This is a genomic window from Dongia soli (genome assembly GCF_034044715.1).
GTDB classification, from domain to species: domain Bacteria; phylum Pseudomonadota; class Alphaproteobacteria; order Dongiales; family Dongiaceae; genus Dongia_B; species Dongia_B soli.
In genome coordinates this window covers 1,394,327-1,416,861 of the sequence record NZ_JAXCLW010000001.1, presented here as the reverse complement: position 1 = coordinate 1,416,861, position 22,535 = coordinate 1,394,327, and the positions used below count along the sequence as shown (strand labels likewise).

Annotated in this window: 23 protein-coding genes and 1 pseudogene; 5 read left to right on the top strand and 19 right to left on the bottom strand. The window is 62.2% G+C overall.

Annotated elements, in window-relative coordinates:
• Positions 1-119: 119 nt before the first annotated feature.
• From prmC to SMD27_RS06485, 9 genes are all read right to left on the bottom strand, one after another.
• A complete protein-coding gene (gene prmC, locus SMD27_RS06525) occupies positions 120-986 on the bottom strand; it encodes a peptide chain release factor N(5)-glutamine methyltransferase (RefSeq protein ID WP_320507513.1) in 867 nt (288 codons plus the stop codon).
• A 5-nt stretch (positions 987-991) separates the two neighbouring features.
• Complete coding sequence (prfA, locus tag SMD27_RS06520) at positions 992-2,065, bottom strand: peptide chain release factor 1 (RefSeq protein ID WP_320507512.1); 1,074 nt, start codon at positions 2,063-2,065, stop codon at positions 992-994.
• 1 nt (position 2,066) lies between these two features.
• On the bottom strand, positions 2,067-3,362 hold the full coding sequence (gene hemA / locus SMD27_RS06515) for a glutamyl-tRNA reductase (protein ID WP_320507511.1): 1,296 nt from the start codon (positions 3,360-3,362) through the stop codon (positions 2,067-2,069).
• Positions 3,346-4,590 carry a histidine--tRNA ligase gene (gene hisS, locus SMD27_RS06510; RefSeq protein ID WP_320507510.1) on the bottom strand — a complete coding sequence of 415 codons (1,245 nt, stop codon included), beginning with the start codon at positions 4,588-4,590 and terminating at the stop codon, positions 3,346-3,348. Before hisS ends, hemA begins: the two co-directional genes overlap by 17 nt.
• A gap of 24 nt (positions 4,591-4,614) precedes the next feature.
• Positions 4,615-5,754, bottom strand: coding sequence for a flavodoxin-dependent (E)-4-hydroxy-3-methylbut-2-enyl-diphosphate synthase (gene ispG, locus SMD27_RS06505; RefSeq protein WP_320507509.1), 1,140 nt, complete (start codon positions 5,752-5,754; stop codon positions 4,615-4,617).
• Positions 5,755-5,945: 191 nt separating this feature from the next.
• Entirely contained in the window at positions 5,946-7,118 is a 1,173-nt protein-coding gene (locus SMD27_RS06500) for a helix-turn-helix domain-containing protein (RefSeq protein WP_320507508.1), read from the bottom strand.
• 221 nt (positions 7,119-7,339) lie between these two features.
• Positions 7,340-9,577, bottom strand: a complete 2,238-nt coding sequence (ptsP, locus tag SMD27_RS06495) for a phosphoenolpyruvate--protein phosphotransferase (protein WP_320507507.1) — start codon at positions 9,575-9,577, stop codon at positions 7,340-7,342.
• Between the two features lie 32 nt (positions 9,578-9,609).
• Complete coding sequence (locus SMD27_RS06490) at positions 9,610-10,689, bottom strand: NAD(P)H-dependent flavin oxidoreductase (RefSeq protein WP_320507506.1); 1,080 nt, start codon at positions 10,687-10,689, stop codon at positions 9,610-9,612.
• Positions 10,690-10,761: 72 nt separating this feature from the next.
• Positions 10,762-12,000: an aspartate kinase gene (locus SMD27_RS06485; protein ID WP_320507505.1), complete on the bottom strand. Its 1,239-nt coding sequence runs from the start codon at positions 11,998-12,000 to the stop codon at positions 10,762-10,764.
• A gap of 160 nt (positions 12,001-12,160) precedes the next feature.
• Here SMD27_RS06485 and ubiG point away from each other — a divergent pair, with 160 nt between their 5' ends.
• A complete protein-coding gene (gene ubiG, locus SMD27_RS06480) occupies positions 12,161-13,012 on the top strand; it encodes a bifunctional 2-polyprenyl-6-hydroxyphenol methylase/3-demethylubiquinol 3-O-methyltransferase UbiG (protein WP_320507504.1) in 852 nt (283 codons plus the stop codon).
• 17 nt (positions 13,013-13,029) lie between these two features.
• On the opposite strand, the gene SMD27_RS06475 is transcribed toward ubiG, so the two are convergent.
• On the bottom strand, positions 13,030-13,455 hold the full coding sequence (locus SMD27_RS06475) for a DUF1178 family protein (protein WP_320507503.1): 426 nt from the start codon (positions 13,453-13,455) through the stop codon (positions 13,030-13,032).
• A 122-nt stretch (positions 13,456-13,577) separates the two neighbouring features.
• Here SMD27_RS06475 and SMD27_RS06470 point away from each other — a divergent pair, with 122 nt between their 5' ends.
• Positions 13,578-14,138 carry a class I SAM-dependent methyltransferase gene (locus SMD27_RS06470; protein WP_320507502.1) on the top strand — a complete coding sequence of 187 codons (561 nt, stop codon included), beginning with the start codon at positions 13,578-13,580 and terminating at the stop codon, positions 14,136-14,138.
• Positions 14,139-14,142: 4 nt separating this feature from the next.
• Here SMD27_RS06470 and SMD27_RS06465 read toward each other — a convergent pair whose 3' ends face one another.
• From SMD27_RS06465 to SMD27_RS06455, 3 genes are all read right to left on the bottom strand, one after another.
• The gene (locus tag SMD27_RS06465) at positions 14,143-15,006 is read right to left on the bottom strand and encodes a carbon-nitrogen hydrolase family protein (RefSeq protein WP_320507501.1); all 864 of its coding nucleotides are present in this window, start codon (positions 15,004-15,006) and stop codon (positions 14,143-14,145) included.
• Positions 15,007-15,022: 16 nt separating this feature from the next.
• Positions 15,023-15,286 carry a glutaredoxin 3 gene (grxC, locus tag SMD27_RS06460; protein ID WP_320507500.1) on the bottom strand — a complete coding sequence of 88 codons (264 nt, stop codon included), beginning with the start codon at positions 15,284-15,286 and terminating at the stop codon, positions 15,023-15,025.
• Between the two features lie 192 nt (positions 15,287-15,478).
• Positions 15,479-16,192 (bottom strand): ComF family protein, encoded by a 714-nt coding sequence (locus SMD27_RS06455; RefSeq protein WP_320507499.1) that lies wholly within the window; start codon positions 16,190-16,192, stop codon positions 15,479-15,481.
• A gap of 200 nt (positions 16,193-16,392) precedes the next feature.
• On the opposite strand from SMD27_RS06455, the gene SMD27_RS06450 reads away from it, so the two are divergent.
• The gene (locus SMD27_RS06450) at positions 16,393-17,343 is read left to right on the top strand and encodes a methyltransferase domain-containing protein (protein WP_320507498.1); all 951 of its coding nucleotides are present in this window, start codon (positions 16,393-16,395) and stop codon (positions 17,341-17,343) included.
• Positions 17,344-17,364: 21 nt separating this feature from the next.
• Here SMD27_RS06450 and mutT read toward each other — a convergent pair whose 3' ends face one another.
• From mutT to SMD27_RS06440, 3 genes and pseudogenes are all read right to left on the bottom strand, one after another.
• On the bottom strand, positions 17,365-17,805 hold the full coding sequence (gene mutT, locus SMD27_RS24325) for an 8-oxo-dGTP diphosphatase MutT (protein WP_452094349.1): 441 nt from the start codon (positions 17,803-17,805) through the stop codon (positions 17,365-17,367).
• Between the two features lie 72 nt (positions 17,806-17,877).
• Positions 17,878-18,336: pseudogene (locus SMD27_RS24320) on the bottom strand (GNAT family N-acetyltransferase); the annotation flags it as partial.
• 87 nt (positions 18,337-18,423) lie between these two features.
• A complete protein-coding gene (locus tag SMD27_RS06440) occupies positions 18,424-19,098 on the bottom strand; it encodes a ribonuclease T2 family protein (protein WP_320507496.1) in 675 nt (224 codons plus the stop codon).
• A gap of 91 nt (positions 19,099-19,189) precedes the next feature.
• Between SMD27_RS06440 and SMD27_RS06435 the strand changes: the two genes are divergently transcribed.
• Positions 19,190-19,981 (top strand): hypothetical protein, encoded by a 792-nt coding sequence (locus SMD27_RS06435; protein ID WP_320507495.1) that lies wholly within the window; start codon positions 19,190-19,192, stop codon positions 19,979-19,981.
• Here the strand turns inward: SMD27_RS06435 and SMD27_RS06430 are convergent.
• Positions 19,968-20,456, bottom strand: coding sequence for a DUF421 domain-containing protein (locus tag SMD27_RS06430; protein ID WP_320507494.1), 489 nt, complete (start codon positions 20,454-20,456; stop codon positions 19,968-19,970). The two genes, SMD27_RS06435 and SMD27_RS06430, sit on opposite strands and share 14 nt — an antisense overlap.
• A 23-nt stretch (positions 20,457-20,479) precedes the next feature.
• Complete coding sequence (locus SMD27_RS06425; RefSeq protein WP_320507493.1) at positions 20,480-21,217, bottom strand: hypothetical protein; 738 nt, start codon at positions 21,215-21,217, stop codon at positions 20,480-20,482.
• Between the two features lie 156 nt (positions 21,218-21,373).
• Between SMD27_RS06425 and SMD27_RS06420 the strand changes: the two genes are divergently transcribed.
• Complete coding sequence (locus SMD27_RS06420) at positions 21,374-21,778, top strand: DUF4170 domain-containing protein (RefSeq protein WP_320507492.1); 405 nt, start codon at positions 21,374-21,376, stop codon at positions 21,776-21,778.
• On the opposite strand, the gene SMD27_RS06415 is transcribed toward SMD27_RS06420, so the two are convergent.
• The gene (locus SMD27_RS06415; protein WP_320507491.1) at positions 21,775-22,533 is read right to left on the bottom strand and encodes an MOSC domain-containing protein; all 759 of its coding nucleotides are present in this window, start codon (positions 22,531-22,533) and stop codon (positions 21,775-21,777) included. The two genes, SMD27_RS06420 and SMD27_RS06415, sit on opposite strands and share 4 nt — an antisense overlap.
• Between the last annotated feature and the right edge of the window lie 2 nt (positions 22,534-22,535).

Below are 22,535 nucleotides of genomic sequence, written 5' to 3'. Positions count from 1 at the left end.
CATATCAACCCCGACTGCCGGAGCTGACCCTAAACCGTTCTGGTCCGCTTTTCCAACAGTTTTTTGTGCCCCCGGGGAGGCATGTAAAAAACGCTCAGCACGGCTCTACTTTCCGCAAGTTATCGGAACATGACGATGCGTTCGTGACCTTGCAAATCGCTTTCAGTTGCCATGTGCCGCAGCCCTGCCGAGGCCATGATGTGACGAACATCATTCGCTTGTCCGATGCCGATTTCAAAAGCCGCAAAACCGCTTGACGCTTTCACTCTGACCGCGGCAAGCGCAAGAGCGCGATAGGCATCCAACCCATCCGCGCCACCATCAAGGGCGAGGCGCGGTTCGTAGCGCGCGACTTCGGGCTGCAGCGTTTCTATGTCCGCTGTCGGGATATATGGCGGATTGGACAAGACGACGTCATAGCGCGCGTCGATGCCACGATCCCAATTGCCGCATTGGAAGCTGGCGCGCGCGGCAAGGCCAAGCCGTACCGCATTCGATGCCGCCACGGCGATGGCACCAGGATTGATATCGATACCAAGACCATGGGCCATTGGCAATTCGCTGAGCAAGGCCAGCAAGAGGCAGCCGGTGCCGGTGCCGAAATCGATCAAGGACCACGGCTTGCGCCGATAATCGACGTCACTGGCCGACAATTGGCGCAGTACCGCCTCAATCAACGTCTCGCTATCGGCACGCGGGTCCAGCGTCTCACCATTCACGCTGAAATCAAGCGACCAGAATTCCCGCCGGCCGACAATATGCGAAAGCGGTTCACGTGCCGCGCGGCGCTGCACCACTCGTTCGAAACCCTCGGCGTCGGACGCACCGACCAGACGTTCACCAAAGGCAATCTGCGTCGCGACGGGAATTCCCGCGGCATGTTCGAGCAGCAACCGTGCTTCGCGCGCAGCACCCTCAATTCCAGCGTGGCTCAGCCGCTCGGTGGCGCTCCGCAACAAACTTGCAATATCGGTCTCTTGCCGCACGCGGATTATTCGACCTCCGCCAGACGCTCGGCCTGATCATGGGCGATCAAGGCTTCGATGATTTCGTCGAGCTCACCCTCGACGATGCGGTCAAGCTTATAGACCGTGAGATTGATGCGGTGATCGGTGCAGCGGCCTTGCGGGAAATTATAGGTGCGGATGCGTTCGGACCGGTCACCGCTGCCGACCTGGGTCTTGCGGTTGGCGGCGCGTTCGGCATCCTTGCGGCTGCGTTCCAGATCGTAGAGCCGGGCACGCAATACCTTCAGCGCCTTGGCCTTGTTCTTATGTTGCGATTTCTCGTCCTGCTGCTGCACCACGATGCCGGTCGGCAAATGGGTGATGCGCACCGCGCTGTCCGTGGTATTGACCGACTGGCCGCCCGGACCGCTGGAGCGGAAGACATCGATGCGCAAATCCTTTTCATCGATCTGTACATCGACTTCCTCGGCTTCCGGCAGCACCGCAACCGTTGCCGCCGAGGTATGGATGCGGCCTGACGCCTCGGTCTCCGGCACGCGCTGCACGCGATGCACGCCGGATTCGAATTTCAGCCGGGCAAAGACATTGCGCCCGGTGATCGAGGCGGTTGCTTCCTTATAGCCGCCAAGGCCGGTTTCATTCACATCCATCACTTCGAAGCGCCAGCCATGCAAGGTGGCATAACGCGCATACATGCGGAAAAGCACGGCGGCGAACAGGGCCGCTTCCTCACCGCCGGTACCGGCGCGGACTTCGAGAATGGCGTTGCGTTCATCGGCCTCGTCGCGCGGCAGCAACAGCAGTTTCACCTGCTGTTCCAAGGCCGGCAGGTTTTCCCGCGCTTCGATGAGTTCCTGTTCGGCCAGCGCCCGCATCTCCGCATCGCCGGCGGTATCGGCCGCCATGGCTCCGAGATCGGCAATCTCCTGCTGCTTCTGCTGCAGCTTGCGCACCGCTTCCACGACCGGCGTGAGCTCGGCATATTCCTTGGATTGCTTGGCAAAATCCTGCGGCTCGTTCTGGCTGGGACTGGCCATCAAGGCCGCCAGCTCGTCATGCCGCTTCACAATCCGTCTGAGCTTATCGTCGAGACTCACGTTACTCCTCGTTTCCACGCAAATCGAATAGGCGCCGCACCAGATTTTCCAGTGCCGGATCGCCGGCTTGTTCCTTGAGCGCGACGCTTGGTTGATGCAACAGCCGGTTGATCAAACGCCGCGTCGCCTCTTCCGCATCCAGGGCAGCACCCTGGGCCAGAACTTCTAGGCGATGGGCCTCGAAGGCACGGCGCAGATCGGCGATCAGCGGCACCACCTGCAAGGCCTGGCGATGATTGGCAAAGCCCGTCAGCGCCTCCTCGATGATGGCCCAGGCGGCGGCGGTCGCATCCTGGCGCTGCTGCCGGCCGGCCATGGCCAGACGCTCGAGATCGTCCAGGCCGTAGAGGAAAGCGTCATAGATATCGTTCACCGCCGGGTCGATATCACCGGGTACGGCGGCATCGATGAACATGATCGGCCGGCGCCGGCGCGCTTTCAAGGCAGCCTTGACCATGGGCGGATCGATGACGAAGCGAGCGGCATCCTGCGCCGAAATCACCAGGTCCCCGCCGGCTAATGCCTCGGCCAGCTCCGCCATCGGACGCCAGTGGCCGCGCTGGCGCTCGGCCCAGGCACGCGCCAGGCGTTCGTGATGATGCAAGACGGTCCAGCGGTTGAGGCCAGCGGCGCGCAGATGCTCGACCATCAGTTCGCCCATATCGCCATCGCCGATCAGCAAGCCGTTGACCGCATCAAGGTCGCCGTGCATCTGCCGCACCACGGCGACAACGCAGGCTGCCATCGAGACCGATTGCGCGGCGATCGCGGTTTCGCTGCGCACCCGTTTCGCCGCCTGCACGGCAGCTTCCAGCACGCGGTCGAGATCCGGCCCGGTCAGTCCGGCCTTGACCGCAAGCTGATGTGCCGCCTTTACCTGGCCAAGCACCTGGGGCTCGCCGATCACCTCGCTTTCCAGCGAGGCGGCAACGGCGAAAGCATAGCGCCAGGCATCTTCGTCTTGCAGATGATGCAGATGGACACCGATCGCCGCCGCGTCGAGATCGGCCGCTTCGCCGATCAGCGCAGCGATGCGCTGCTGCGCCTGATCGACCGAAGCCGGCGGCACGGCGCACCAGACCTCGCAGCGATCGCAGGTGACCAGCGCCATGGCCTGATCGAAGCCGCTTTCGCGGCAACGCAGCAGCAGGCGGAAAACATCGGTCTCATCGCCCTGGAGTCGGTCGCGCAGCAGATCGGGCGCCGTCTTGTGATTGACGCCGACAACCAGGAATGTGCGCTCGCCTACCCCATCTCGGCCTGCTCGATCTGCAGCGATGTCAGCGATAGATTTCAAGCGTGCCCGGCAGCGCGTCGAGCGGCACCTCGCGCTGCTCGCCGCTGTCGAGATCACGCAAGGTGGCAACGCCCTTGGCCAATTCGTCTTCGCCGAGGATCACCGCCGCCCGTGCCGCCAGCTTGTTGGCGCGCTTCAAGCGTTTGCCCATATTGCCGCTATAGCCAAGATCGACCGCCAGGCCCAGACGGCGTAGGCGTTCGGCTAGCTGCAAGGCCGGCAGTTGCGCGGCCTCGCCGGCCGGCACCACGGCGATCGGGCGGCGCGCGGCGGACACCTCCTTCAGCAGCAGGCCACAACGTTCGATGCCGCTGGCCCAGCCCACACCAGCGGTTTCCGGACCGCCCATCTGGCCGATCAGGCCGTCATAGCGGCCGCCCGCCAGCACCGTCTTCTGGGCGCCGAGCTCATCGCAAGTGATCTCGAAACAGGTATGGCAATAATAATCGAGGCCGCGGACCAGGCGCGGATTGAGCTTGTAAGCGATGCCGAGCGCATCCAGACCGGCGCGTACGGCGGCGAAGAAATCGCGGCTCGCCTCATTCAGATAATCGCTATAGACAGGCGCATCGCCAACCAGGCGCTGATCGCCTTCATCCTTGGAATCGAGGATGCGCAACGGATTGCGCTCCAGGCGCTCTTGGCTGTCCTTGCTGAGCCGGTCGCGATGAGCGCTGAAATACTCGACCAGCACCCGGCGGTAGTTCTGTCGGCTTTCGGTATCACCGAGGGTGTTGAGCTCTAGGACGCAGCGGTCCCAGGCGCCGAGCCGTCGCAGGAATTCGACGCCCGTCGCGATGACCTCGATGTCGCCCTGCGGTTCCTTGACGCCGAGCAGCTCGATACCGGTCTGGTGGAACTGGCGCAGGCGGCCTTTCTGCGGGCGCTCATAGCGGAACATCGGGCCGGCATAGAAGAATTTCAGCGGCAGGTGCTGCGATAGCCCGCCGGAGATGAAGGCGCGGGCGACACCCGCCGTTCCTTCCGGCCGCAGCGTGATCGTTTCGCCGCCGCGATCGGTGAAGGTGTACATCTCTTTGGTGACGATGTCGGAGGTATCACCGAGCGTACGCTTGAAGACATCGGCGAATTCGAAGATTGGCGTCGCTACTTCGAGAAAGCCGTAGCATTCGGCAGCTAGCCGCGCCGTCTCGGCAACCTGACGGTAGCGGCGCATCTCTTCGGGCAATAGGTCATGCGTGCCGCGAACCGGCTGCAAATCTGACAAGGGGACGTTCCTCTGATACGGGGGTTATTCGGCAGCGGTCGCCGCGGCCTTGGCTTTAGCGGCGGCATCGGCGGCATCGAGTTCGGCGGCGCGCTTCTCGATCATCTGACCGAGATGCTCGACGATGTCCTCGTCCTTGATGCGATGATGCTGCTCGCCATCCATATAGACCATATGCGTGTTGTTGCCGCCGCCGGTCAGGCCGATCATCGTCTCGCGGGCTTCGCCGGGACCGTTGACGACACAGCCGATCACACTCACGGTCATCGGCGTGGTGATATGGGCGACCCGCTTCTCCAGCGCCTCGACGGTCTTGATGACATCGAAATTCTGCCGGGCGCAGGAGGGGCAAGAGATCAGGTTGACGCCACGATGGCGCAGGTTCAGCGACTTCAGCATCTCGAAGCCGACGCGCACTTCTTCGGCCGGCTCGGCCGAGAGCGAGACGCGAACGGTATCGCCAATCCCCGACCACAGTAGCATGCCGAGGCCGATCGAGGACTTCACCGTGCCGGTCCGCAGGCCGCCGGCTTCTGTGATGCCGATATGCAGGGGGTAATCACAAGCCTCGGCCAGGCCCTGATAGGCGGCCACGGCGAGAAAGATGTCGGAAGCCTTCACGCTGATCTTGAACTCACGGAAATCGTGGTCCTCGAGGATCTTCGCATGGGTGAGCGCGGATTCGACCAAAGCTTCCGGGCAGGGCTCGCCGTAGCGTTCCAGCAATTCGCGCTCGAGACTGCCGGCATTGACGCCGATCCGCATCGAGCAGCCGTTATCCTTGGCCGCCTTGACCACCTCCCGGACCCGGTCCGAGCTGCCGATATTGCCGGGATTGATGCGCAGGCAGGCTGCCCCCGCCTCGGCCGCTTCGATGCCGCGCTTGTAATGGAAGTGGATGTCGGCGACGACCGGCACATTCACTTCGCGCACGATCTGCTTCAGTGCCTTGGTCGATTCTTCATCCGGACAGGACACGCGGACGATATCGACACCCGCCGCCTCGGCCGATTTGATCTGCTCGACGGTCGCCTTGACATCGGTGGTCAGGGTATTGGTCATGGTCTGCACCGAGATCGGCGCATCGCCACCGACCAGCACCGATCCGACGCGGATCTGGCGGCTCTTGCGACGCATGATATCTCGATAGGCACGAACGCTCATGACGGATCTTTCCTGGCAGTTGGCGCAGCCATCCCGGCCGCCTGGCGCCGCTTGGGCGCGCGGTCCGGCAATGACCGGATATATAGGCCTCAAGATGCGCTGCGGAAGGCAAAAGATCAAGCCTCAAGCCCCGGAGCCAACGCATTGTAAAAACACGGCAAAAGCTGCGCCACACTGCCGCAGCGGCCGGTTTAGTCGCCGGAATTGCCGCTACCGCCGGATGCCGGCGCGGGAGCCGGCGTCTTCAGGAAAGCGGCGCCACTCGCCAATTTGTCCGGATCGAGGGAGATATTACGACGAACGAGGCCGACCGCACCCAGGTTCTGCAGGGGTTTGCCATCCAGCAGCATCTCGATGCCCCCGGCATTGCCGGTGCTCATGACCAGGCCCGGCTGATCCGGCACCGAATAGGTCTCCCCGGCCCGCAGCACACGGGAGAGAATAGGTTTTCCGTCCCTATCGACGATCTGCACCCAGCTTTCCAGCTTGGCATGGATATTGACGCGGGTCGCAGTGCTGGCCGCCGCGGCTGCCACATCCGGCGAGGCAGTGCCGCTTTCCGCCGGTGCAGCCGCCGTCTGGGCGGCTTCGTCAGAACCGGCCGGCTCTGCCGGACTGGCCGATGTATCGGCGGGCGCGGTGGGCTCGGTGCCCTCCGTCGAGGGCGTCGAAGAAGTGGTGTTCTCCTCCGTGCCGCCGGTTTGGGTCTCGCCACCGGTGGCAGCGCCATTGTCCGAATTGTTTGTCGTTTCCCCGGCCGAGCCGGTCTCCGCCGTTGTAGCGCCGCTCGCCGAGCTATCGGCCGTGTTCTGCGCAGATTCAGGGGAGCTGCTCGTTGGCGTTTCGCCAGCCGCTCCCTCGCCGCTCGTCGAGGGCGCCGTCTGAGCTGTTTTGGGTGCTTCAGCCGGCTGTTTGGTTTCCGCTTCGCCGCCGCCCTTCTTCAAATAATCGGGCACCGATTCGATCAGGCCGGCCCCGGTCGGGGTGTTCGACAGGTAATACCAGCCGCCATAACCGATACCGGCCAAAATCAGGCAGACGATCAGGAGCTTGCCGCCGGGAAAATGGCTTTCGCGTTCTTCCATGCGCCAGCTGACCGGTTCGGTCCGGGTGCGCTGGCCCAGTTCGTCGCGATAATCGGCGACCACGCTGTTGCCATCGAAACCGAGAAAATCCGCATAGGTCCGGACGAAACCGACCGCATAGGCGGTGCCGGGAAGGTCCTGCAACCGACCCTCTTCAATGGCTCTGATATAAATTGCACGGATCCGCAACTGGCGGGATACGGCTTCGATATCCTGGCCTAACTCTTCACGCCGCTGACGCAGCAGCGAACCGACACCCAAACCTGCGTTCTGGACCATGTTTCTTACCGGTTGCGCCGGCTCATCCGTTAATGCTGACAAGCATCACCCAAGATCGCTCAGCCGACTTAACAAGCAGTTAGCAAGACCAGTCTCGCCTGAAAAAGCCGCGAATCAAGAGCCTTAGGATCAATCAGCCACTGGTTGCTGGTTATATCGGGACCAGCTTGAGGTGGCAATGCATATCGGCCTACGCCAGTCGCTTGCCGGCGATCACGCGATCAAATCGCAATCTCGCGGTCACGGGCGAAATGTTCGAGGGCGTTGCGTACGGCGGTGCCGGGCAAACCAACCAGCCGCGCCCAGTATTCGCACAGCTGGCCGAGATGCAGGCTGCGGATCATAACGCGCATCGGTCCGACCGAAGGCGGCGTCATCGAGAGATTGCGGTAGCCGAGACACATCAACGCCATGGCGCCGACCGGATCACCGGCCATCTCGCCGCAGAGACTGAGCGAGGTTCCTGTCGCAAGGCTGGCTTCGGCGATCTGCCCCAGCAACCGCACCATGGCCGGCGACAACAGATCATAGCGGTCATTGACGCTGGGCGTCGACCGATCCGCGGCATAGATGAATTGCTTGAGGTCATTGCTGCCGACCGAAATGAAATCGACCCGCTTCAGCAACTCATCGAGCTGCCAAAGCAAGGCCGGCACCTCGACCATGGCCCCGACCTGGAGCGAAGCGGGCAGCCGGACCTGACGTTCGCCGGCGCGCTGCAGCTCAAGATCGAGCAAGGCGCGGCAGGCGTCGAACTCGGCCACTTCCGTCACCATGGGAAACATGATGCGCAGATCGCGCCCGTCGGCCGCCAGCAGCAAGGCCCGCAATTGCTGGCGCAGCAACGCCGGTCGGTCGAGCGCGATACGGATCGCCCGCCAACCCATCGCCGGATTCTCCTCCTCGGCGCGCTGCCAATAGGGAAGCACCTTGTCGCTGCCGATATCCAGGGTGCGGAAAACCACCGGCTTGCCCTCGGCCGCATCCAGCGCCTTGCGATAGATTTCGGCCTGGCGATGGGTATCGGGAAATTCATGCGCCACCATGAACGGAATCTCGGTGCGATAAAGCCCGATCCCGGCAGCACCCGTCACGGCGAGTTGCGGCACATCGATCAGCAGGCCGGCATTGATGTTAAGCGCGATCTCAACGCCGTCCCGGGTCACGGCCGGCAGATTCTTGACGGCGGCATAGGCTTCCTGCCGCAGGGCACGCTGGCGCAGACTGTTGGCAAAGACTTGGTGGATATCTTCCGGCGGCCGCACGAAAAGCTGCCCATGATCGCCTTCGAGGGCCAGGGGATCGCCTTCGCCCACCCGTGAAAGCAAGCCGCCACACCGGCCGAGCACGGGAATATCCAGTGCCCGGGCGACAATCGCCACATGCGAGGCCGCCGCCCCCTCCTCCAAAGCCAGACCGCGCAATTTTTGGCGATCGTAATCCAGCAACTCCGCCGGCCCCATATTGCGGGCGATGACGATCGCATCATCCGGCAGATGACGCGCCGCACCGGCAAAATCGCCGCCGATCAAGTGCTTCAACAGACGGTTGGCGAGGTCATCGAGATCGCTGAGCCGTTCGCGCAGATAGGGATCGGTGACCTCTCGCATCCGGGCGCGCGTATCATTCTGCACCTTCTGAACTGCCGCCTCGGCGGTGAGACCGGTATTGATCGCCTCGATCTGACGGTTTATCCAGCCCTTGTCCTCGGCAAACATCCGATAGGTTTCGAGGACGTCGCGATGTTCACCGCCGGCTGCCAAGTCGCTGGACGCCATCAGGCGGTCGATGGCATCGCGCATCTCCGCAATAGCACGATGCAGACGCTCGACTTCCTGATCGGTATCTTCGGCCACCAGCTGCTGCAGCCGCAGTTCCGGTGCATGCAGCACGGCGGTGCCCAGCGCCAGACCCGGACTGAGGACGAGGCCTTCCAGGCGCAATGGCAGTAACGCATTGCCATCGCCCGGACGCAGTTCCTCAGGGCTGATCAGTTCGCCGCCGGCCAGCAGTTCTGCAAGGACCATGGCCACGGTTTCCAGCGTCTCGATTTCCTCATCGGCATATTGCCGGCGGGTCTTGTTCTGAATAACGAGAACGCCGAGCACCCGGCCGCCGCGCAGAATGGGAACGCCCATCAGCGACTGATAAATTTCTTCACCGGTTTCCGGACGATAAGCATAGAGCGGATGATGCTGGGCATCGGCCAGGGCCAAAGGCCGGGCATGGCTGGCGATATCGCCGACCAGACCTTCGCCGACACGCAGCCGCGTCTTGTGGACGGCTTCCTGTTTCAGACCTTCCGTCGCGAAGAGTTCGAGGACTTCGCCGGCCCGCATCACATAGGTCGAGCAGACTTCCGCCACCATATCGGCGGCGATCAGCTTCACCACCTGATTGAGACGCTGTTGGGCCGTGCCGCCGCGCGCCATGACGTTGCGCAAGCGTTTGAGCAACATGCGCGCGCCAGATTGCCCGAGTGCCTGGTTCATCAGGCCCGCGACGTGGCCTGCCGGCCGATAAGGGCTTGGAGGGCTTCGTCGAGCAGTTCCTGCAGGATTTCCTGCGTCGGCTGTTCCCGGGTCACCATACCGACGCTTTGACCGGCCATCAGCGAGCCGTTCTCGACATCGCCGTCGATCACGGCGCGGCGCAAGGCGCCGGCCCAATAATGCTCGATCTCAAGCTGGGCCGCCTTCTGATCGACCTCACCGCGATTGAAGCGGTCGATCACCTGGCGCTGCATTTCCATGAAACGCTTGGTGCCTTCATTGCCGAGCGCCCGCACCGGAATGACGGGGAAGCGCGGATCGAGCTGCACCGAGGGCGTCGCATCGCGCGCCGCGGCACGAATGAACGCCCGTTTGAAATTCGGATGAGCGATCGATTCTGTCGCGCAGACGAAACGCGTGCCGAGCTGAACCCCGGCAGCACCCATGTCGAGATAGCCAAGCATCGCCTGGCCGCGCCCGATGCCGCCAGCCACGAAAACCGGCACATCGCGAATGACGGGAAGGATTTCCTGCGCCAGCACGCTGGTCGAAACCGGGCCGATATGGCCGCCCGCTTCCATGCCTTCGACAACAATGGCGTCCGCCCCGGCCCGCACCAGTTTCTTGGCGATGACGACGGCTGGGGCAAAACACAATACTTTTGCGCCGCCTTCCTTCAACCGGGTGATCGCCGCGGCGGGCGGCAGGCCGCCGGCCAGCACCACGTGGCCGACCTTGTGGTCGAGGCATACATCGACCAGTTCCAGAAGGCGCGGATGCAAGGTGATGAGGTTGACGCCAAAAGGCGCGCCTGTGAGCTTGTAGGTGGCCTCGATTTCCGCCGCCAGCAATTCAGGCGTCATGGAACCGGAAGCAATCACGCCGAAACCGCCGGCATTGGAAATCGCCGATACCAGATGACGCTCGGAAACCCAGGTCATGGCGCCGCCCATGATGGCATAGCGGCAACCCAAGAATTCCGTACCCCGGCGCCACAGGCGGTCGAGTTCCTTCAGCGCGAGCTGGTGCTGCGCTGATCTGGACTGCCCTTCCGCTGCCGGGTCCTGGTTGCGATCCATCTAGTCGGTCGTTCTCTTTCGCGTCCTAAAGCCGCTCACTCGTTTCCAAATCGATCTTAATCGAAGCGGCGCTCAGGCGGCATCCAAACCATAGGCCGTATGCAGGCTGCGCACGGCCAATTCGGTATATTCTTCCGCCACCAGGACACTGATCTTGATTTCCGACGTCGAGATCACCTGAATGTTGATGCCCTTTTCCGCCAGAGCCTTGAACATACGCTGGGCGATACCGGCATGGCTGCGCATCCCGACGCCGATCACCGAGACCTTGACCACATTCGAATCGGCGATCAGGCCGCTATATTGAAGCTCGCCCTTATTCGCCTCGATCACCTGTTTGGCGCGCTGGAAATCGCCCTTGGAAACGGTGAAGGTCATGTCGGTGGCGTCGCCGCCTTCGGAGATGTTCTGCACGATCATGTCGACATTGATGTTGGCCTCTGCGAGCGGGCCGAAAATCCCCGCCGCAATCCCCGGACGGTCCGGCACGTGCAGCAAAGTGATCTTGGCCTCGTCACGACTATAGGCGATGCCGCTGACCAACTCCTGTTCCATGATCTCTTCCTCATCAACCACCATGGTGCCCGGCTTGTCCTCGAAACTGGAGAGGACCTGGAGGCGGACACGATGCTTCATCGCCATTTCCACCGATCGGATCTGCAGCACCTTGGCGCCGAGCGACGCCATTTCCAGCATTTCCTCATAGGTGATCTTATCAAGCTTACGGGCTTTGGCCACGATTCGCGGGTCCGTCGTATAGACCCCGTCCACATCGGTGAAAATATCGCAGCGATCTGCCTTCAAGGCGGCGGCCAAGGCCACTGCCGAGGTATCCGAACCGCCGCGCCCCAAGGTCGTCACCCGGTTATCCGAGCCGAGCCCCTGGAACCCGGCCACCACCGCCACCTGGCCCTGGGCCAGACGCGCTTCCATATCGTCGGTCTTGATCTGGGTGATACGCGCCTTGCCGTGGGCGTCATCGGTCAGGATGGGAATCTGCCAGCCCAGCCAGGACCGGGCATTGATGCCGGCTTCCTGCAAGGCAATGGCCATCAGGCCGCAAGTGACTTGTTCGCCCGAGGCCACCACGGCGTCGTATTCGCGCGCGTCGTGCATGGGCGATAATTCGCTGCACCAGGCGACCAGCTGGTTGGTCTGCCCCGACATGGCGGACACTACGACCGCAACTTCGTTACCGGCCTCTACCTCGCGCTTTACGCGCTGCGCCACTGCCTTGATGCGTTCAATAGTTCCGACCGAGGTACCGCCGAATTTCATGACTACCCGGCGTTTCTTCTTCGATTCAGTCATTTGGGGCGCATTCATAACGGGCAGCAGTCCTTAACCGACGCATCGCGGTAGTGACAAAGACGTTGAGTTACCGGCGGCGCGTATCCATACTCATTTGCGACCGGCGAAGCAAGCTTGGTACCGGATTTTCCCCTCTTTATTACGGCTGTATAGCAAAGCGATGACCATCGAACATGCCTTTCCCCAACGCGCCGGCGGCGCCAAGCTGAGTGCAGCCGACTCTAATGGCGGGGGAGGAAAGTCCCGGCCCGGCGACGCGCCGCAAGGCGGTAGTACGGTTGATCTGGAGGAAGTGGCGAAATTTTCCGCCATGGCTGAGGCCTGGTGGGATCCCCATGGCAGTTTTCGGCCGCTGCACCGGCTTAACCCGGTCCGTATCGGCTATATTTGCGAGAGGGTCGAGCGGCATTTCGGCAGGACCGCGGAGGGCTCGGGCAGGCGCACGGACGATCAGCTGATGGCTGGATTAAGCGCCCTCGATATCGGCTGCGGCGGCGGGCTGCTGGCGGAACCGCTGGCCCGGCTGGGTGCGGCCACGACCGGCATCGACGCATCGGAACGAAATATCGCCATTGCCCGAACCCATGCGGCACAGACCGGCGTCAAGGTGACCTACCTGCCCTGCGCGGCGGAAGACCTGGTCGCCACGGGCCATCGCTATGACATCGTCCTTGCCATGGAAGTGATCGAGCATGTCAGCGATCCGGCAGTCTTCCTGCGCACCGCCGCCGAACTGATGAAGCCGGACGGCATCATGTTCATCGCGACCCTGAACCGGACGCTGAAATCCTATGCTTTTGCCATTATCGGCGCGGAATATGTGCTGCGCTGGCTGCCGCGCGGCACGCACGACTGGCATAAGTTCCTGCGTCCATCCGAGATCGCAGGCCCCTTGCGGCAGGTGGGACTGGATATACGCGATCTCTCCGGCGTCACTTATCAGCCGATCAACGATCGCTGGGCGCGCAGTCGCGATACCGATGTGAATTACATGTTGTGCGCCAGCCGGTAAAGCGGCTGGCCAGGACCTCAGGCATCCGAACGGGGCAGCCAGGGAATCCGGGCCACCTCGATTCCTTCGTCGGAGAGTTCCTCGAATTCGCTGTCGGAAGCCTCGCCATAAATACCGCGGGGATCGGCCTCGCCGTAATGGATCTTGCGTGCCTCATCGGCGAAACGATCGCCGACGTAATCGCAATTCTCTTCCACCTTCGTGCGGATCTGCTGCAACTGCTCGCGCATGGCAGCGGCAGCCACGGCCATCTGGCGCTTCTCCTCCCGGAGCTTTTCCTGGTTGCCGATCCGCGGCGCCATCAACGCCTTCGACACGGTTTTGTTGCCACAGACTGGGCATTCGATGGTTTTGCGCGCGAGCTGCCGGTCGCAGGTCTGGCCGTCCTTGAACCAGGCGTCGAATTCGTGATCTTTTTTACACTTCAACTGATAGCGAATCATGGTCCACTAGCGCTTTCACGGTCGATCGGTCCCGTTCACTGGCCAAGCCGAGCGATCTTGTTGTGCCTCTTCGTTAACAGATGTGCAATATGGGCGATAACTGCAAGTGTTGCGGGGCTGCCATGACGGCTTCTTCGAGCTTTTCCGCCCATAGCTCAAAACCCTCTCCCTGGGTCATCCGCTTCGCAGACACCGTCCCGCAGTGGGGGCCGGTGCTGGATCTTGCCGCCGGGAAGGGACGGCATGCTCGCTATTTCAAGAGCTTAGGCTATAAGGTCGCCGCGCTCGACCGGGATGTTGGGGGCCTCGCCGACTTGGCAGGCGATCCGCGCATCGAAATCATCGCGGCAAATCTGGAAGACGGTTCCCCCTGGCCGCTGGCGGGACGCCGTTTCGCCGGCATTGTGGTCGCAAATTATCTCCATCGGCCGCTGATGCCCTATCTGATACAGGCTTTGGCGCCGGGTGGCGTGCTGATTTACGAGACTTTCGCTTTGGGCAATGAGCGTTATGGGCGGCCGAGCAATCCAGATTTCCTGCTGCGACCGGGGGAATTGCTGGATTACGCAAAGCAGCATGAGCTGACGGTCTTGGGATATGAGCAGGTCGAGATGGAGGAGCCGAAACCTGCCGTCATCCAGCATTTGGCAGCGCGGCGAGAAAGCTGCCGATCCGAAGCCTGAAAAATCAGTCGACTGCGGCCAAAGAGTGGATCACCGGCTCGGCAAAGGGCCGGTCATGGCGCAAAGCCGGGATCGCGCCGCGTGCCGTGGCCACCTTGGTGGTGTCGATATCGGCCAGAATGAAACCGGGTTCGCTGCCGGCGTCAGCCAGGATCTCTCCCCAAGGGGCGACGATCAACGAATGGCCGTAGGTACGCCGTCCTTCGGCATGGGTGCCGCATTGCGCCGCCGCGAAGACGAAGCAGCCGGTTTCGATCGCCCGCGCCCGCAGAAGTACGTGCCAATGGGCCTCGCCGGTAGGCACAGTGAAGGCCGCCGGCACCGTCAGGAAAGTCGCACCTGCCTGGGCCAGCGCGCGATAGAGATAGGCAAAGCGGACGTCATAGCAAACGGTGAGGCCAAGCTTGCCCCAGGGCGTTTCCGCAATCACCGCCTGATCCCCGGGCTGCATGGTAGCGGATTCCCGGTAGACCTCGCCATTCGGCAAATCGACATCGAACATGTGGATCTTGTCGTAGCGCGCCCGCAGGATCCCGTCGGGGCCGAACAGGAAGCTGCGATTGGCCAGCTTCCGGTTATCCAGGCGAATCGCCATAGAACCAATCGACAACCAGATGTTCAGCTCACGCGCCAGATCGGCGAAGAAGGGAATGCCGGGATGATCGGCTTCCGGGAATGCCTTTTTGACCGCCAACGGCTTATCAGGCTCGATGATACTGGTGTTTTCCGGCGTCATGACGAATTGCGCGCCAGCCGCCGCTGCATCGCGAATTAGTGCCGCCGCTTGCTCCAGGTTGGGGAGCACCTCGCGCCCCGCCGTCATCTGAATACAGCCCGCTTTGAAGAGCGTCTTATCGGCGGCGGTCATCCCGGTAATGCTCCTGTCAGCCGGCCTGGCTCAGCATCGGCGCCAACTGGCCCTGCCGGTCGAGCGCATAAAGATCGTCGCAACCCCCGACATGCTGGCCATTGATGAAGATCTGCGGCACGGAGGTGCGGCCACCGGCCCGCTCCGTCATCTTCGCCCGCAAGCTTCTGTCGGCCATGACATCGATCTCGGTATAGGTCACCCCCTTCGCCTCCAGCAGCTTTTTGGCGCGGACGCAATAGGGGCAGATCATTGTCGTATAAATCTCAACTTTGGCCATGATGGTCCAGACGACTCCAGTTGTTCAAGATGACCACACCGTAACATCTGGCGGTTAAGGTATTCTTGGCAAGACCCCCCTGCTTGCATTGACCGCAAGGCAGCCGTGCCATCCGGATTCTTAACCTTCTCCCGATAAGTTACCTGGCAAATAGTGACGAAAAGCTGTGATTCGCATCACATTCTGGCGCTCTCACGCCGACGTTACGCTCCTTGGCCGGATAACTTGCGCCAGCGCCAGGACATCAACGGCGGCCGCCCCGCGGTCCAGCAGGATGCGGGCGCAGCTTTCTACCGTGGCCCCCGTGGTGATCACATCATCGATCAGCAGCAGGCGCTTGCCGGCGATCATCGACTCATGTTTTTCCGATAGGCGGAAGGCTCCCTGGACATTGCGCCGCCGGGCGCTGCGGCTGAGATGGCCTTGTTTCGGCGTGGCGCGATGGCGCCGCAGCAGATCCGGCATCACCGGTCGGCCGGCGATCCGCCCGATAGCAGTGGCCAGCAAGGCCGCCTGGTTGTAGCGGCGAAACAGCAGGCGGCGCCAATGCAGCGGCAGCGGCGCGATCAGATCCGCCTCGGCCAGCAATTCCGCACCGGCCCGTGCCATCCAGCGGGCAAAGGGCATGGTCAGATCGCCACGATCGGCATGCTTGAACGCAAGGATGAGGTCGCGACTGCCCTCATCATAGGCGAGCACGGATCGTGCACGGGCATAACGCGGCGGCTGAGCCATGCAGGCCGCACAGAGAGCAACCTCCAAGTCGCTCTCGAACGGATAGCCGCAACAGGTGCAACAGGGCGGCGCCAGCAGGCGCAATTGCGGCCAGCAGGTCATGCAGAGACTGCCTTGCGCCTCGACCAGGGCGCCGCATTTCAGGCAACGGGGCGGCAAAACCGCATCCACCAGCCGTCCTGCCAGCGATCGTGAGATGGCAGAAAGACGGGACCATGAAGGAGCGGTTCGGGATTCGAGTGGCGACATAGGGCCTATTGATCGGTTGCCCGCAATGATTGTCAATGCCTCCCGGCGCTGCCAAGTAAGAGATTGGAACCGATGTAACGCTATGCGATTGCATTACCGCCGCCGCTTTGCATACTGCCGCCATGACTGACCCGAAGACCGATCAGAAACCGAACAGCCTATCCGCCGATCTGCGTGAAACCGTACCGGCCAAGGCCCGCGTTTTCGACCGCGCATTGCTGCGGCGCCGCCGCGACCGGCGGGCCGGCGGCTTCGCTGCTCACGATTTCCTGATGGCGGAAGTGGGCGAACGGCTGCTGGACCGGCTGGATGACGTCACCCGCAGCTTTCCTTTGGCCCTCGATCTCGGTTGCCATGACGGGCTGCTAGCGCGTCTGCGCGAGGGGCGCGGCGGCGTCGAGACATTCCTGCAGGCCGACCTGTCGATGGCGATGGCAGGCCGCGCGCATCTGGGCGGCAATCCGGCTTTCATCGCCGATGAGGAATGGTTGCCGGTCCAGGCGGGGGCGATCGATCTCATCCTCAGCAATCTTAATCTGCATTGGGTCAACGACCTGCCCGGTGCGCTGCTGCAAATCCACCGGGCGCTGAAACCCGACGGCCTGTTCCTGGGCGCGATGTTCGGCGGCAACACATTGCAGGAATTGCGCGACTGCCTGATGCGGGCGGAACTGGCGGAGACCGGGGGCGTCAGCCCGCGCGTCTCCCCCTTCGCCGATGTCGCCGATGCCGCCGCCCTCATGCAACGTGCCGGCTTCGCTTTGCCGGTGGTGGATAGCGAGACGATCACCGTCACCTATCCGAACATGCTGAAGCTGCTGGCCGATCTGCGCGGCATGGGGGAGGCAAATCTGGTGGTCGACCGGCTGAAGCGCCCGACGCGGCGTGCTGTGATTGCCCACGCCGCCGCGCTTTACGCGCAGGATCATGCTGCTCCTGACGGACGTCTGAAAGCGACTTTCCAAATATTGTTCCTGACCGGCTGGTCGCCGCATCAATCGCAGCAACAGCCGCTGAAACCCGGCAGCGGACAGACCAGCCTGACCGATGTCTTCGGCGGCGGCTGTCACTGACGCCGAACGGCTGGGATTGGTTTAAAGCAGGTCCATCAGCACCGGAATGAGCGGCTCATCGGCCGGCGGCATCGGATAAGTGCGCAATTGCGGCGGCCGGATCCAGGCCAGTTTCTGCCCTTCGCGGGAAGTCACCTGGCCGTTCCAGCGGCGGCAGACGTAAAGCGGCATCAGCAGATGGAAGCTCTCATAACTGTGCGAGGCAAAAGTCAGTGGTGCCAGGCAGCTTTGCTTGACGTCGATGCCGAGTTCCTCATGCAATTCGCGGATCAGCGCCGCTTCCGGCGTTTCACCCGGATCGACCTTCCCGCCGGGAAATTCCCAAAGGCCCGCCAGCGACTTGCCTTCCGGCCGTTGTGCCAATAAGACACGGCCATCGGCATCGACCAGGGCGACTGCCACCACGGTGACGATGCGCAGGGCCGGCTTCGGCGGCCAATTTTCCCGATCGACCCGGCGCAAGATGACCTGCAGCGGATGACCTCTGGCGGGTGCGGCGATTTCGTCGGCCCCGCTGACGATCAGGCCATTCTTTTCCAGTACGCGATGCGAGGCCTTGTTGGTGGGGACAGCGCTGGCGAGGATGCGCCGGAGGCCCAAATCGGCGAAGGCGAAATCGATCAGCACCCGCACCGCCTCGGTGGCATAGCCCTGCCCCCAGAATTCCCGACCCAGCCAATAGCCAAGCTCCGCTTCGTCGGCATCATTGCTGCGAATGAAACCGATGCAGCCCATCAATTGACCGTCGGATTTGCGCGTGATCGCCAGATTGAACGATCCCCGGCGCGGCGAAGCAGCCTGGGAGGCGATGAAATCCACCGCCATCTGCCGCTCATAGGGGAAGGGAATCATCGCAGTATAGCGCACCACGTCCCAGTCATTGACATGGCGGGCAATCGCTTCCGCATCACGCGCTCGCAGGGCACGCAGGATCAGGCGGTCGCTTGCCAGGATAAGAGTGTCGATGGTATCGGCGGCGCCAGCGGCAGCCATGATCTGTTCAGCCATTCCATGCCTTGCATTGTCGTCTCCGTGGCAAGGTACTGATCAGGGCTTAAAAACTCAATCCGCCTTGCCGGCTCACGGGAGCGCCCTGATGCGAATGCGGCTAGGGCAGTGGCGGGCCGCCGGCTCGATCATCGAGGCGGGACAGGCGCGAAAGCGGCCATCGGAAGAGTCCGTATCCGCCGATTTCGTGAAGCAAAGGCGAATCTCGCTCAAGTGATTCCCTTTGCAGGCGAAAACAAGGCCGTCTGGCGGCAAGCCGGGATTGGCCGACAACACAACCTTCCGTAAATATCCGGTTGAGAGCGATTGGGCGTCGTCCGGCTTCTGCAGCGGCGCCGGCACCTGGAAACGCTGGCGCAGCTTACGCGTGAGATCGAGATAGGCCGCCGGCGAGAGGCCGGAGCAACTGCCATGTTCCCCCCATTCATGGCGAAACAGATCCTCTGTCGGATAGACCGCCGTTACGCCCGACGGCAGTGTGCGCAGGCGCGGAATAGGACAATTGGCCGGCCAGTCAGCGCCATCGCGCGATGTATCATATTGCGGCCACAACCCATGCACGACCAGACCGACCCGCCGATCGAGGCTGCATTGCACCCGGTCATCTCCATTGGCGGCGCAATATTCCGGCGACCAGGAGAGGCTGAGGACATAGAGATCAAAATCGCCGGATACGTCGGCAGCCTCCGCGGCGCCACTTCCCAGGCAGCCGGCCAGCAACACGATCGCGGTCAACAGTCGCCCCATCGATCTCCCTCGATCCGCAATACGGTTCCCAAGGTTGAAGATACTCGGTATAGACGACATCCGATTGACTGTCGCCAACCGGATCTTCGCGATGCCTGCCTTGCCCACCGCCGTCACCGCCGCTTTACCGCGGGAATTCGAAGACCTGCTGACACCAGCCGGGCGGCGTGTCCTGGCCGGCCAGGATACAGCGATCTGCCAGGCTTTGGCCGATCCCCGGCGCCGCTTCATCGCCCTCAACGGCATGGTGGCGCCCCGCAAGGCCGAGGCGATGCGCAACGTCCTGGAAGCCGCTCTCCTGCCGCATCTCCGTCGCATGGAAGCGCCGATCCCGTCGGAAACCATCTGGGAGATGCAAACCGACTACGAGGAATGGCTACCGAAAACTGCTCGCGTCATGACCGCCTATCTGGAAAACCGCCGCAGCAAGGCCATGACGGTGGCACGGGAGATCGGCATCATCGATCTTTTAACCAGCGAGAGCTTCGTCGCCTTCGCCGAACAGGTTGCCGGTCGCAAGCTCGACCGCAAGGGCGGCCAGCAGGTGCTCTGCTATGGTCCGGGAGATTATGCCGGCCCGCATAACGACCATCATCCTGAGAATATCCGCGCTGCGAAAGGCTATCTCGACATCCATCTGTCGCTCGCCAACCGCTTCGTGCAGCACCAGTATCTGGTCTATGCCAAAGGCGGACATTTCACCGAGATCGTCCCGGTGCATAGCCTGGGCGGCCTCACCATCTATCGCCTGCCCTTTTGGCACTACACCACGCCCCTGACGGCCTTGCCCGGCAAGGAAGCGCAGGCCCGGCGCTGGCTGCTGCTCGGCACCTTCCTTTTTGCGGATACGAAGAATAAGAAAAAGAGCGCTATGCGCGCTTGATCACCGAAATCCCGCCATTGGTCTCCAAGACGGCGAGGCGCACATCCTCGGCCCCCTCGCAGCCATTGCGCCGCAGCGCCGCCATCAATTCGTCGCGGGTAATTCCTTCCTGCACCATCACCGCATGATAGACATGGCCATTGCTGATCAGCACACGCGGCTGGCCGTCGATCAGGCGCTCCAGCTTGGGATGGCTGCTCGTCAGACGGCCAACCAGGCTGTTCAAGCCGACCAGGGTGAGAGCGGAAATCAGCCCGCCAAGGAGCGAATTATCGCCGCCATTCATGGAATTCTGCACCGCATTGCTGAGAATCAGCAGCAGCACCAGGTCGAATGGTGTCAATTGACCGACCTGGCGCTTGCCGGTAAGGCGCAGCGCGATCAGCAGGAAGGCATAGACAACCAACGCGCGGATGACGAATTCCCACCAGGGCAGGCTGATCGCCAGCAGGGAGGAAAGCCGGTCCGCGCTCATCTCTCTTCCGGCCGCCGATTATCTCACGGCGCCATGACCGATTGGGCTGGCATGGTGCCGCCGGCCGCCTTGACGGCACGGGCATAGGCGCGTTCGGATTTGTAGATGCCGATGCGCGGCAGATCTTCGCGCTTCAGCGGCACGATGCCCTTGCCGCCCGGCAAGACCTTCAGAAAACCGCCTTCGCGGGCGATCAAGGCGATCGGCCGGTTCAGCCGGGTAAAGGTGCGGCGATGCGTGGCGGAATGCTGCTTCATGGTTTCGAATTCCGCTGGGTCCTTTTCGAACAGGAACTCGTAGGCGGCGACGAATTCCTTGAGGAAATCGCGCTCCACTACCTGCATGTTGGAGATCAGCCAGCAGCGGTCCTCATAAATCCAATAGGTGCCGAGCCCGATGAAGTTACCTTCGCGGGTGATGTAGGGGTAGAAGGGAAAGGCGCGGCAAGCAAGAGTGCGGTTGTCGCGTTCGCAGAAGCGCGCGCCCTTGCATTCGATGGCGCAGCAGGAACTGCCCAGCTCGTTGACGATCTTGCGCGTGGTGGCGTCATAGGGCTTGAAGCGGTGCCAAAGATCGGTGCGGCTCTTCAGCAAGGCGTATTCCGGCTTCTCCACCACCGGTACGGCATGCTGCGTCGAGCAGCACACCGGCGAATCGCCATTGATCGGCCCGCAGAAACGGCCGCAATCGTAGCGCGACACGTTTGCCTGAAACATGTCATAGAGCTCGCCGAAATCTTTCGGCTGCATGCCTTTGGACATTCCAACTCTCCCTTGACCGGCTTGCCTGCGCTCTGTGGCGCCAGGGCATCCCGATTTTGAATATATTCCCGACTCGGAAGATAGCTTAGACTGATCGCCTGTGATATTCGATCCGGCAAATGCGTTTCTGGCGGCCATATTGAGGTTTTTGCGATTATGAAACGTTACTGGGTGGTTGGCGGGCTCTATGCCGACACCAAATTCGATCGCCTCCAAGATGGCGGTAAGGAACACCGATACGGGCCGTTTTCGACCTATGAGGATGCCAAAGCGGAATGGCAGAGGCGCGCCTGGCAAACTGTCGATCAGGCCAATGCCCGTTTCCGCATCGAAGAGGAAGGCGCTACGACCTGTTATTGGGTGGTCGGCGGGCCCTATTGCGATACCAGCTTCACCGAACCGGCCCCGGGTGGCGGCGAACAATGGTTCGGCCCGTTCGATGATTACGAAAGCGCCAAGATCGAATGGTCGCGGCGCGCCTGGTCGACGGTGGACGATGCCATGTGCCGCTACCGGATCGAGAAGCTGGCTACCGGGGAACGGCCCGGCAAAGGTCGCTAAAGCAACTTAACGCGCGCGCCCAGCCGCACCGTGCCGGCCTGGGCGACGGCGGCATAACCGCCGGCGAAGGTGCGGTTCATCTGGGTGACGGTATGGAGGATGCGGGGATCCTTCGGCAGATCGCCCTGGGCCCGGACCGTCATCACACACCGCACACAATTATCGACCACCCGGAAGCGCAGATCGCCGCAAGCAAGTTCGCGCCCAATCCAATCCTGTTCCAAAAAGCCACTGACCGCACCGCAATCGAGCAGCACATTGGGCCGGAAACGCGCGGGCTCGAAAGTGCCCTCGGGATAACCCTTGCGCAACTCGGCCAAAGTCGCCGTGGTGAGAAAATGGCACGGTGAGAGCTCGTATCGCATTTTGGCGATGCTGCCGTCATTGATCACCAGCCGTACCTGCTTACCGAGCCGCTCCGACAGCACCCTGTCGCAATCCGGATCGTCGCTGCGCACGGTGCCGCCATCGGGAAAAGCGATTTCGGCCGGTGGCAAGGAATCGTTGGCCACAACCGGCGCGAGGTAACGCGCCTGCCAGGTGATGAGATCGTTCCAGCCGGGGCGTGACGAGCCGACCAGGACTCCGCTTGCCACATCGGCAATGCCATAGCCGCGATCGCCCACGAGCCCGCGCGCGGTGAACCGGGCCTCTTGCAGCTTCTCGCCACGCAGGCTTTGCACCGGATAGCGCCAGAGGCCGCTGACGGCCATACCGGCGATCGAGGATTTGGCGCTTTCCATGGCAAGTGTCATCC